General features: G+C 63.6%; 9 protein-coding genes and 1 pseudogene. 6 read left to right on the forward strand and 4 right to left on the reverse strand.

Annotation, left to right across the window (positions count from 1 at the left end):
* Window positions 1–24: 24 nt before the first annotated feature.
* Window positions 25–4,272: a DUF4011 domain-containing protein gene (locus QMG25_RS18935; protein ID WP_283462644.1), complete on the forward strand. Its 4,248-nt coding sequence runs from the start codon at window positions 25–27 to the stop codon at window positions 4,270–4,272.
* A 17-nt stretch (window positions 4,273–4,289) separates the two neighbouring features.
* On the forward strand, window positions 4,290–4,802 hold the full coding sequence (locus tag QMG25_RS18940; RefSeq protein WP_283462645.1) for a hypothetical protein: 513 nt from the start codon (window positions 4,290–4,292) through the stop codon (window positions 4,800–4,802).
* 11 nt (window positions 4,803–4,813) lie between these two features.
* Here the strand turns inward: QMG25_RS18940 and QMG25_RS18945 are convergent, their stop codons facing one another.
* Window positions 4,814–5,602, reverse strand: coding sequence for a CpaB family protein (locus QMG25_RS18945; RefSeq protein ID WP_283462646.1), 789 nt, complete (start codon window positions 5,600–5,602; stop codon window positions 4,814–4,816).
* Between the two features lie 143 nt (window positions 5,603–5,745).
* Here QMG25_RS18945 and QMG25_RS20455 point away from each other — a divergent pair, with 143 nt between their 5' ends.
* Window positions 5,746–5,952 (forward strand): hypothetical protein, encoded by a 207-nt coding sequence (locus tag QMG25_RS20455; protein ID WP_349307161.1) that lies wholly within the window; start codon window positions 5,746–5,748, stop codon window positions 5,950–5,952.
* A gap of 62 nt (window positions 5,953–6,014) precedes the next feature.
* On the opposite strand, the pseudogene QMG25_RS20460 reads toward QMG25_RS20455, so the two are convergent.
* Window positions 6,015–6,392 (reverse strand): annotated as a pseudogene (locus QMG25_RS20460) (FmdB family zinc ribbon protein); the annotation flags it as partial.
* Window positions 6,277–6,921 carry a 5-formyltetrahydrofolate cyclo-ligase gene (locus tag QMG25_RS18955; protein ID WP_283462649.1) on the reverse strand — a complete coding sequence of 215 codons (645 nt, stop codon included), beginning with the start codon at window positions 6,919–6,921 and terminating at the stop codon, window positions 6,277–6,279. The gene QMG25_RS18955 and the pseudogene QMG25_RS20460, both read right to left, overlap by 116 nt.
* Before the next feature lie 80 nt (window positions 6,922–7,001).
* Between QMG25_RS18955 and galU the strand changes: the two genes are divergently transcribed.
* The 3 genes from galU (at window position 7,002) to QMG25_RS18970 (ending at window position 9,505) form a co-directional block, all read left to right on the forward strand.
* Entirely contained in the window at window positions 7,002–7,904 is a 903-nt protein-coding gene (gene galU, locus QMG25_RS18960) for a UTP--glucose-1-phosphate uridylyltransferase GalU (RefSeq protein WP_283462650.1), read from the forward strand.
* A 4-nt stretch (window positions 7,905–7,908) separates the two neighbouring features.
* Complete coding sequence (locus QMG25_RS18965) at window positions 7,909–8,523, forward strand: GNAT family N-acetyltransferase (RefSeq protein ID WP_283462651.1); 615 nt, start codon at window positions 7,909–7,911, stop codon at window positions 8,521–8,523.
* A 163-nt stretch (window positions 8,524–8,686) separates the two neighbouring features.
* Complete coding sequence (locus tag QMG25_RS18970; RefSeq protein ID WP_283462653.1) at window positions 8,687–9,505, forward strand: hypothetical protein; 819 nt, start codon at window positions 8,687–8,689, stop codon at window positions 9,503–9,505.
* Window positions 9,506–9,888: 383 nt separating this feature from the next.
* Here the strand turns inward: QMG25_RS18970 and QMG25_RS18975 are convergent, their stop codons facing one another.
* On the reverse strand, window positions 9,889–11,091 hold the full coding sequence (locus QMG25_RS18975) for a DUF4832 domain-containing protein (RefSeq protein WP_283462654.1): 1,203 nt from the start codon (window positions 11,089–11,091) through the stop codon (window positions 9,889–9,891).
* Window positions 11,092–11,226 lie beyond the last annotated feature (135 nt).

The following is an 11,226-nucleotide window of genomic DNA, read 5'->3' on the forward strand; positions in this document are numbered from 1 at the left end:
GCTAGGAACGATAGCCTGAATTGCATGTCAGTATGGTCAAGACCGTTCCGCTCAAGTGCAGAGAAGAAGGCACCCGTGTCCGAAGTTGCAGGTCCCAAGGAGAGTTCATTGGAACTCCAAACCTGGCTTGCTGGCTTGGATTCATATTCCGGCGCAGACACGGCCCTTGCCTTCGCCAAGACCGAGCATGGCAGCATCGGTCTCACGCACGCCCACCCCTCCGGCCTCGCCCAGCTTTTGGCAGGCCGAAAAACCCGCCTTTCCACGCTGATTCGCGAACCGGAACACTATGCGGCTGCCAAGACGGCCGCGGCCGCCCTCCGGGCCAAAATCTTTGAACTGAGCACAGACCGCGGGATCGACGTCGGATACGTCGCCGCCGGGATGGCCCGCTGGTCCGCCGTCGGAGGACAAAGCAGCGGCGACGTTTGCGCGCCCGTGTTGCTGGCCGCCGTCGCACTGACCGTCCGCCCTGGCCAAGACGACTACGAACTCCAACTCATGGAGCAAGCCCAGGTAAACCCTGCCCTCGTGAAGTACCTGGACAAGCACACCAACATTCATCTTGATGCGCCCGCCTTGGGACGCCTTGCCTACAGCACCGCACGCTTTGACCCGGTGCCCGTCCTGGACAGGGTCCGCACGCTGCTGGCCCCTATTGCGGGCGCCGAGGTGGAGCACGAACTCGTCGTTTCAACGTTCGCCTTCCTGGCTGAGAACCTAAATGATCCCGCCCTGCTGGCTGGTGGCACAACCCTTGAACTTTTGCAGAGCCACAGCGGGGACGACGTTCTTCCAGTCGAGCTGGAACCGGACTTTTCCCGTTTTCCCAGCTTGGACGCGCGGCATCCCAAAGAGGAGATCCTTGTCCTGGACGCCGACCCGCACCAGCAGTACGTGCTGGACATGGTGCGCAAGGGCGAGTCGGTGCTGGTTTCCACCCCTCCAGGCACCGGGCAGACCCAGACGGCCATCAACGCCATCGCCGCGCTTGTCCATGACGGCAAGAGCGTCCTGGTGGTGGGTGAACGCCGCGGAACCCTGAACGAACTGGCCCAGATCTTCAACGAACACGACCTGGATTCGCTGCTGCTGCAGTTGAGCGCGCAAACCGGTCCACAGCAAATCAAGTCGCAGCTGATCCGTGCCATCACGCGCAATGAAAAGGCCCTGGAACCCAAGCTGGGAAGCTTGCACGAAATGCTGGTGGACCACCGCCACCAGCTGGTCGACCACGTTGCCAGCCTGCACAATGTCCGCGACCGCTGGGGATGCTCTCCGTATGAGGCCATGCAGTCCCTGGCCGAGCTGACATCAATCCACCCCGCACCGTCCACCACAGTTCGGCTCAAGCGCAGCGTGCTCGACAGCATCCGCGACCGCAAGGAGCTAACGGGGCGCCTGCGCCGGGCGGCGGGCCTTGGCGCCTTCAGCCGGGTCGCCGTGAGCAGCGCTTGGCATGGTGCCCGCATGGTGACGCGCAAGGAAACCGAAACGGCGTACCAGCTGGCAGAACAGCTGTTCGCCCAGGTGCCCGACTTTGCAGAGAAGATGAGTGAAGTGGCCGAGTCCGGCCAGATCCGCCAAGGCCATTCCTTCGCCGAATGGGGCCGACAGCTGAACATGCTGGTGGCCATCCGGGAAAGCCTGGACAAGTTCAACGCCGATATTTTTGACTGGTCGACCGATGAAATGATTGCGGCCACGGCCACCTCCGCGTGGCGCAAGGAAAACGGCGTTGAGATGCCTGCCTTGCAGCGCGCCCGCTTCCGCCGCAACGCCAAGGACTTGGTGCGCCCCGGCGTTCACATCGCCGATCTGCACGCCTCCCTGATTCTTGTCAAGGAGCAAAGCGCGCAGTGGGCCAAGGCTGCGACAAGCAAACGTCATCCCACAGTGCCTTCGGGCCTGGCCGAGTTGAGCCGCACCTACATGGGTCTGCGCGAGAAGTTGCTGGCCTTGGGCGCAGTGCTTGAGCGCACGGTCGATGGAGGGGACCTGCAGACTTATAACGCCCGCGAACTCGTGGGCCGGCTGGAGGCGTTGGTTGCCTCGAAGGAGTCGCTGGAGACATTGCCCGAGCGCACCCTCCTGCTCGAAGGCATGCGCGAGCAGGGCTTGGGTGAACTGCTCGACGACCTGGCCCGCCGCGAGGTGCCGGCCGCACAAACCGGCGCCGAGCTTGAACTCGCCTGGTGGCAATCCGCCTTGGAAGCCATGATCAGCGGAGACGAATACCTGGCCATGTCCGACGGCGAGAACCTCCGCCGCCTGGAAGCCGAGTTCCGCATCGCAGACCAGGCGCACGTAGCTTCCGGGCCGGGACGAATCCGCTGGAAGTTGGCCCAGCAATGGGCCAAAGCCTTGGTTGGCGGGAATCGCCAGGGCGAAATGCTGCGCAATGTGTTGAAGGACGGCCGGGTTTCGCTGGAGGCACTGAGTGCCCAGGCTCCCGACCTGCTGCGTAATCTGGCCCCTGTTTTCGTACTGAGCCCGTTGGTGGTGCCCACCGCCATTCCCGAGGGTCTGCGTTTCGACGCCGTGGTGGTTCTGGATGCCGAGTCGACGTCCCTGCAGTCTGCTCTGCCGTCCTTGGCCCGGGCTGATCAGGTTGTGGCATTCGGGGATGAGCAAACGGCCTGCCCGAAGAGCTTTAGCGTCGCTGTCAGCGAGCCCGGGAACCGTGGCGCGGACCAGCACCCATTGGAAAGCGTGTTTGGCGCACTGTCGAGGGTGTTCCCCCGGCACCGGCTGACCGTGGCCTACCGCGCAGTGGATGAAGATTTGGTCCGCCAGCTCAGCCGCGGTTTTTATGATTCCCAGCTGGAACGCCTCCCGGACGGCAGGGCGCTGACGGGACTTGAGCGTGCACTGACGGTTGACTACCTGCCGGACGGCAGGGGGCTGCCCGGCAGTGACGGGGTGGAATCGGTGGTGGCCGAGGTCAATCGCGTGGTTGACCTGGTGTTTGAACACGCCAGAGTCCGCCCACGCGAGTCCCTCGCCATCATCACGGCCAGTGAACGCCATGCCGTCAGAGTTGCCCAGGCCATCCGCCTGCACATGGCCAACCACCCGCTGCTGGCCGACTTCTTTGCCTCCGGGCCGGAGTCCTTCCGTGTTGTCGCGGTGGACAGGGCTGCAGGATTGGTCAGGGACAGGGTCATCTTCTCGTTGGGCTACGGACGCACGCCGCATGGGCGGGCACTGCACGGTTTTGGTCCGCTGTCCGAACCCGACGGCCGCGCGAAGTTTGCGCTGGCCATGACACGGGCGCGCGCACATATCCACATTGTGACCTGCTTCAGGCCGGAAGACCTGGACGAAAGCCGGCTCAGCCACGGCGCCGTTGACTTCTTCGAGCTGTTGGACCGTGAGCTTGCCGGCAACTCGCTGCTGGGCACTCCGGCGACGCGTGCACAGGACAGCGAGCGGGAAACTGGCGAAGACCCGCTGGTGGCCGACCTTGCCGACAGGCTCCACGCCCGGGGCGCACGCGTCTGGCATCACTACGACGGAGCCCTTGACATGGCTGCAGCTCCTGACCCGATTCAGCTGCTGGGCCGCGAAGAGCAGGAAATCCCGGTTCCGGTGGCCGTTGAATCCGATGGCACTGCCAAGTACCAGAACATGAGTGTGCGTGAACGCAGCCGACTGCGCCCACAAATGCTTGAACGGCTGGGCTGGCGCTATGTGCCGCTGTGGACCATTGAGGTCTTCACCGACCCGTCCAGCTGCGCCGATCAGATTGGACGCTACTTGGCGCTGCCTTCCAGTGCTGGAGACGCCGACCTTGCTTTGCTGCTGGGCACGTCCTTGGACACCTCCATGACGGCTGTCATCGACTCACCGCGTTCCCGGCGCCGCAACGGCGCAGAGGCGGCCGCGGCCGAGGAAGATGCAGCGGGTGACGACAGTACGGGTGATGACAGCGCGGTTCAAGACACGCCAGTGGGAGGCGCCGCTGCAAGCACTGTTGATACCGAGGACCAGGCTGGCGAGGCCGACTTCGGCACCGATGAGCCGGGAGCAGCAAAAGACAGCGACGAAAGTGTGCCACCAATGAGTGAAATGACCGGGGAACGAGGCAGCGATGAAACAGTTGCCGACGCCGAGTCGAAGGATGCTGCCACTCCGGCAACCCCGTCCACGGAGCAGAAGTTGCTGCCCAATGAGGCGCCCAACGACGCCGACCACACGTGGGGCGACGACCGCAACGACCGCGGCCATGATGCATGGCTGCGCGAGAACAAGCCCCCGCATTGGGGCTAGAAATTCAAGGGGCAACCATGGACACTCCGCCAAAAGTACCTGGTCTGGGTGCTTTCCTGGACAAGAAGAACGGCACGCCCAAACCGCCCACACCGCCGCTGGTGTCGGCGGCTGCACGGCTGTTGTACGTTGCCGCCGCAGTGCAAGTGATTGCCTCGATAATCGCGGTGGTCTACGCTGGATCCCCGGAGAGACTGGATGCCATTCAGCTCCAAATTGACGCCATGACCGGTGAGGCCCCGAGCTTGGCCATGCTGCGCAACATGGGCATACTGACGGTTGTCATATCGGGAATAGCCACAACCGCTGCCTATGTGCTGTTTGGCTTGTTCCTGCGCAAGGGCTGTTCCTGGGCTCGAGTTGCTGCCGGCGTGCTGGTGTTGCTCACAGTGGTCCAGCTGCTGGGCATCGCCCTGCCCGAGGGCCTGACCACCGTGGTCCAGCTCGTGTTGGGTGGCATCGCCGTGGGGCTGTGTTACCTGCCGGGGCCAAACCATTTCTTTGCGACGGTCAAGGCGGCAAGAAATTAAGTGGAACAGCGCTAGTTCAGCAGGATCAGGAAGACTTTCCCTCGATTGATGGCCCCGGCCAGACGCACCGCCTGCTCCGCAGAGGCCGCCACCACCACGACTCCCTCGGTCTCTTGGACCGGCAGCAGCCCTCCGCTTGTTTGTGCCAGAGCCGGGGTCCACAGCACGGGGACCTTCTCGGCCAATAGCTCATTGCTGACTGGCCCGTCAAGGCCCGTGCTGCTGCTCAACACCACTGTCACGAGTTGGCCTTGGCGCAACAGCGTGAGGGTGGAGGGGTCGCTCAGGCGCAGCGGAACTGCCTGGCTGCCGGCCGGGGCGCCAACAAGAAGCCCGTTCCCCAACAGCGAGGCATCGGTGACCACTTCCCCGCGCCGGACAGGACCGGAAAGCTGCTGCCCCTCCCACTCGGCAGCCCCTGCCATTTTCCCACCCCCCTCATCGAAGGCTGCCGGGGATGCTGGCGACTCAGGGAAGGCCGCCGGCGCCAGTGCGCCATCAGGCACCATCTCGGGGCTTACTTCACCGGAGACGAGGTCTGTGCTGCTGAGAACATGGCCTGCGGGGAGGTCGCGGGCGGCCATCATGACAGTAGTTGCGACCGGGCTTGCGGGCGTCAGCTGTTGGACCGCCATGGCCGCGGCGGCGCAAAGGAGCAATGCCGCGAAGAGCCGCCGCCGGCGAAGAACCAGCCGGCCAAGACGGGCAAGGTGCGACGGCGGTTGTCCCGCCCACGGTTGGGAGCGCCATGCCGGTCCGGGGTAGGAGGACGGTGCCGGGGGAGTGGGTGAGGACTTCATGCATCAACGCTAGGCCCGATGCAGGGGAGTGCACCGGCCCTGCCGGCAGATTGTGGGCAATGCTGTACCGCGGGGCGCCTGTTGGGGAAACAAATACCGGTTGCCGAGAGGCCAAGACCGGCAGCTGCACCAAAAATTGTTAGTTGGCTGCCCCTGCTGGTGCAGGACTCTTGGTGGACGTGCTGCCCGCCGAGCCTGAACCCCCGGATGCTGAATTGCCCGACCCCGAACTGCCTGACGCCGAGCCGCTTGCGTCTGCTGTGGCCGGGGAAGCCTTGGGAGTGCTGCCTTGGTCTCCGGAGACAGCTGCGGGGACGGAGTTGGAAGCCGCGCGTGAATCCGTGCGGTAGAAGCCAGAACCCTTGAACACGACGCCCACGGAATTGAACTTTTTGCGCAGCGTGCCACGACATTCGGGGCAGACCGTCAGCGAATCGTCGGTGAACGACTGCTGGATATCAAAGGCGTGGCTGCAATCTTTGCAGGCATAAGCGTACGTGGGCACTGAATTTCCTCCTGGATACATGCGTCGGGACCATGTGACGGGCAGTCGCGTGGCTGGCAGTCCAAGGTCCCAAGTGCCAATTCTACCATCGCAGGTTACAACGGCTGCAGGCGCCTGCGCATTCCCGCACGCCGAGGCATGGAAACATCCTGCCGGGACGGTTCCAGCGTTAGTGAATCGGCGCCGTTCCGGTGCCCAGCGTCCGGTACTCGCTGGGTGTGAGTGCATAGTCCACAGGGGCGTCGAGTGCGTTGTGGGGCAGTTGTCCAGCTGGATAGATTTCATGGCCGTACACCACGGCAACGACGGGAATAGTGGTGGTTGTGGGTAGAAACCTGTCGTAGTATCCGCCGCCCTGGCCCAGCCGCACGCCCGCGAGGTCCACGGCCAGCGCCGGGACAAAAATCGCCTGAACCGTCTCCAGCTGCTCGAAGCCCAGGCGAGGACCTACGGGTTCCATGACCGGAGCCAACACGCTGCGGGCCAGGGGGGCCGCTGGATACCAGAGGGTCCAAGCAAGCTGAAAATCAGGCTCACACACCGGCACATAGACCCTTCTGCCTGAGTCGGCGAGGAGCTGCAAAAGGCTCCCGGTGGGAGGCTCCGTAGCCCCTGAAATGAAAGCGCACACTGCGCGCCCGGCAGGCAGGGAATCCAGTAGCGCCAGCCCGTTCCGTGCCAAGTCGGTTCCTTCAGTGGCGGCAGCTGCGGGGGGAGGCACGGCGGCAGCGCGAAGGCTCGTGACGTCGTCGTGTCTTTGCTGCCGGCGGACACGCAGCAGGGTGCGCCACGCTGCCTTGCTCGGTGTGCTCATGGGTGTCCTGGGCCGGGATGTAGTAGTTGTGTTTCTTACACTATCGCGGGAAACAGGTGCGGTTCAGTTACCCTAGGGGCATGACTTCTGCAAAGCATGTACGCAAGGCGGTTATACCCGCAGCCGGTATGGGAACGCGTTTTTTGCCCGCGACCAAGGCGATGCCCAAGGAAATGCTGCCGGTAGTTGACAAACCTGCCATTCAATATGTGGTTCAGGAAGCGGTCAGTGCAGGCCTCACCGACGTCTTGATGATCACAGGGCGCAACAAGCGCGCTTTGGAGGACCACTTTGACAGGGTTCCCTTCACTGAGCAGCTATTGCAGCAAAAGGGTGACTTGGATCGCCTCGCTGCTGTGCAGCACGCCACCGCCTTGGGCGAAATCCACTACGTGCGCCAGGGCGACCCGAAGGGACTGGGGCACGCAGTGCTGCGGGCCAAGACTCACGTGGGCGACGAACCCTTCGCTGTGCTCCTTGGCGACGACCTGATCGATGAGCGCGATGAGCTCCTGACCACCATGATTGAAGTTCAGGAACGCACCGGTGGTTCAGTGGTGGCCTTGATCGAGGTTCCGCAGGACAAGATTTCCGCCTACGGCTGCGCCGACATGAGCGTCATTGAGGGCGAGGACTACGTTCGTGTCAACCACTTGGTGGAGAAGCCCTCGGTGGAGGATGCGCCGTCGAACTTGGCCGTGATTGGCCGCTACGTGCTGCACCCGGCCGTGTTTGACGTGCTCGAGAACACCCCTCCGGGACGCGGGGATGAAATTCAGCTCACCGACGCTTTGCAGACACTCGCCGTCAGTGAAGGCGAAGGTGGGGGCGTGTATGGTGTGGTGTTCCGTGGCCGCCGCTACGACACCGGAGACAAGCTCAGCTACCTCAAGGCCGTGGTGACCTTGGCCTGCGACAGCGAAGACCTGGGCCCCGACCTGCGTGAGTGGCTCGGTGAATTCGCCAACGGCATCAAGGGCTAACTACGTGCTGGGGCAGGCCATCTGGCCGGTGACGTTGAAATGCGGCGATCTCATCCTGCGCCCCATCAAGCTGCGCGACAGGGCTGAGTGGACGCGCGTGCGCGCCCGCAATGCCGCATGGTTGCAGCCGTGGGAGGCGAGCAGCCCGGCCGGATCGGCCGGGCTGCCCACTTACTCAGGCATGGTCAGGGTGTTGAACCGGCAGGCACGCGAAGCGTCCGCGCTGCCGTTCATCATCACCGAACGCATCCCTTCCCAGCCCAAACCCGTCATTGTGGGCCAGCTGACTGTTTCGGGCATCCAATGGGGGTCGGCCATGACGGCGACCCTGGGCTATTGGGTGGACAAGGACCGGGCCGGCCGCGGTATAGTGCCCACCGCCGTGGCCATGGCCACCGACCACTGCTTCCGCCAGTTGGGGCTGCACCGGATGGAAATCAACATCCGCCCGGAGAATGCCGCCAGCCTGCGCGTGGTGGAGAAGTTGGGGTTCCGCGATGAAGGGCTGCGCCCCCGGTACCTGCACATCAATGGTGAATGGGCGGACCACAGGAGTTTCGCCATCACCGACGAGGAAATCCCGGAAGGAATCTTGAACCGGTGGCTGGCAAGGCGCTAGCAGGAGCAACATTGGCGACTCGGGACGTAAGAAATAGACGATTTCCGGCCTTCGCAGGCGACACACCGGCAGCAATGCCGGTGCGGACATGTTTGCCGTTTAGGGTTGAAATGTGGCCGGACACGCGGTGCCAGCCCACCAGATCCAGCTGCAGGAGACGTCAATGGAAAGCACTACTTCCGACGCCCACACCCACGTGGGGCCGGGACCTTCAACGGCCATGCCGTCGGCAGCGGAGAAGCCCTTGAGAATTCGTTGGGGACGGACGTTTCTTGCCTTGGCCGGACTCCTTGCCTTGTTGGCAGCGGGCATTTCCGGGGCACTGAACGTGTTTTCGCTCGGGTCGGCAGCGGTTTCCTGGACGGGACTTGGCGTCTTTGTCGCCGTCTTGGCCGGCCTGCGCACCTTGGCTGTCCGCGATCAAGCCGCCCGTCGCTCCGCCCGTCAAGCGGCAAGAACGACGGCGCTGGCGGCCCCCGCCAAGCCGGAGACACCTGCTCCGGAACCGCGGGAGACGACGCTGTTCGACGGAGCCGTCGGTGCTCCGCCCGCTCCGGTGCAGAAGCCGCTCACGGCCGCAGAGCTGCGTGCAGCCGCCATGCGTGTTGCTGCCAAGGGAACTGCCGATGCTAAGTTGGCACACACCCAAACCCTGTCCGAAACCGACCTGGCCGCCGAGACATGGGAGCCCGTCGAAGTTCCCGTGCCCGGTTATGTCACCGCAGCTCGTGCCCTGAGCTTGGAGAAACCACTGAATCTGCCTGAAGCCCCGAAGTCCACCGGCTCGTCCATCAAGGCTAACCAGGCCGGCGTGGGGGAAGGCGATGACGGAGTCGCCGCCGTTCCGGACGTTCCCGCTGACGAAACACCCAAGAAGGTGGCACCGTCGGCCCCGGCCCCGCCGGCGTCCGTACCTGCTGCTGAACGCGGCAGCTACGCGCTGAACAACTTGGACGACGTTCTCCAGCGCCGCCGCGCCTAGTCTCCCACCAAAATTGCCGGGCCCTTCGGGGCCTGGCTTTTTATTGCCTTGGATCAGGCCTCGGATCAGGCCTTGTCAGGATTGCCCAACTCCGGCAGTGCCACGACACAGCCAGCGCATGACGCGGCCGCGGCCAAACCAAATCTCGCCCGGCAGGATGGGCCACGGCTCCGAAACAGGCAGAGGGCGAGTAAGAAGACCCATGGCCTGCCTCGCCTGCCGTGGACTGCCACTCTCCGAGCAGGACAGTTGACAGCCCCGGTCGCATTCACGGTGGCTTCCTTGAACGCCGAATGCCCCGCCTGTTCGCGGCAGTGGTGCTGCGAACAGGCGGGGCATTCGGCGTGGTTGCTTCAGCTAGTCAGCGACAGGCCATCTCTGGATCAGGAGTGGGTGCCCGCGCGGCGTCGTCCCACCAGCATGATGACTGCACCTGCAAGAAGGAAGGCAGCTGCGCCCGCCCACAGGCCTTGGCGTTCCCAACCGGTGGCAGCCAGGTCGTTGCCACTGTGGCTGCCGTTGTCGCTGCCCGTGCCTGCAGCCGTCGGAGCGGAAGAGGACGTGGCCGGTGTGGTGGCGGACGTGGGCGTGGGCCACTTAGCCGGTGTTGCCGACGAAGTCGGTGTGGCGCTTTCGGTCGGCGTTGCAGACTGGGTTGGTGTGGCTTCATCCGTCGAGGTGGCCTCGGCTGTCGGGGTGGCCTCGGCTGCTTCCAACTTAGTGGTGCCGAGCTTGTTCCAGCCGGTGGTGGTCTCCTCACCGGTCAGGGCCAGCTTGATGGCTGGCACGTTCTCGCGGGTATTGTCCACGATGGCCACGGCGAAGTCATAGCTGCCGGCAGGAACATCCGTCGGTGCAAATTCTGTGCTGTCATCCCCATCGGTGCCCTTGATCCAGTTCCCGGGATTCTCGTCTGTCGACTGAACCTGGTACACGGGTTCACCGGTGGTCTGGTCAAGCAATGCATATGAGATCTTGTACTTGTTGTTCCACTGGGGGTTGTCGTTGGGCATGCGGCCCACGCCGGTGTTGCTCCATGTGGAAGCGATGGTGGCTTCGCGTGCGCCCTCGGGAAGAACTGTGGGGATGCTGACGTGGTTGGGGGCCAAACGGTAGCCGCCGTTGACGGCGAAGTCCTGGACCAGGTCGGGGTTGTCCACCACCCAGGTGGTCACATCTGGCGGGTGGCGCAGGTCGAGGTAGTTTGCGTGCAGGTTCTTGGCGTCGGTGAGTACCCGCTCCAGCATGGGGCGGTACGGCTTGTCACCGGGGACCTTGAAGCTGTGGTCGCAGGAGGTCTTCCTGACCGTGAAATTTTGGTAGCAGTTTTCACCGACCAGGATGGTGTCTGGAAATCTTGAGGCAATGGCGTTCTTTTGATCCTGCGGGAACCACAGGGTGCTGCCGAGGCTGTCGCGGCGCATGATCGAGCCCTTGGCGATCTGCTCATCCAAGTCGGCGTAGCTGAATCCGGGGGCAAAGTTCAATGCCAGCAGAACATGTGAGAACGACTTGCGGTACAGGTCGCCCAACCAGCGAAGTGTCGGTGCCCATTGGTCCGCGGGCAGTTCCCTCAGGTTGTGCATTTCTCCCCAGTGTTAGCCGTCATGTTATTTGACGATGTGGCCGTCATGTTTGGTGTTGTTGTGGGTGGCGTGAAAAGGCCCTGCCGGGTGGTTTCGGCAGGGCCTTTGTTGTCGAGGTGGTGTGGTGGTCGTCAG

This window comes from Arthrobacter sp. H35-D1, from assembly GCF_030063185.1.
Lineage (GTDB): Bacteria > Actinomycetota > Actinomycetes > Actinomycetales > Micrococcaceae > Specibacter.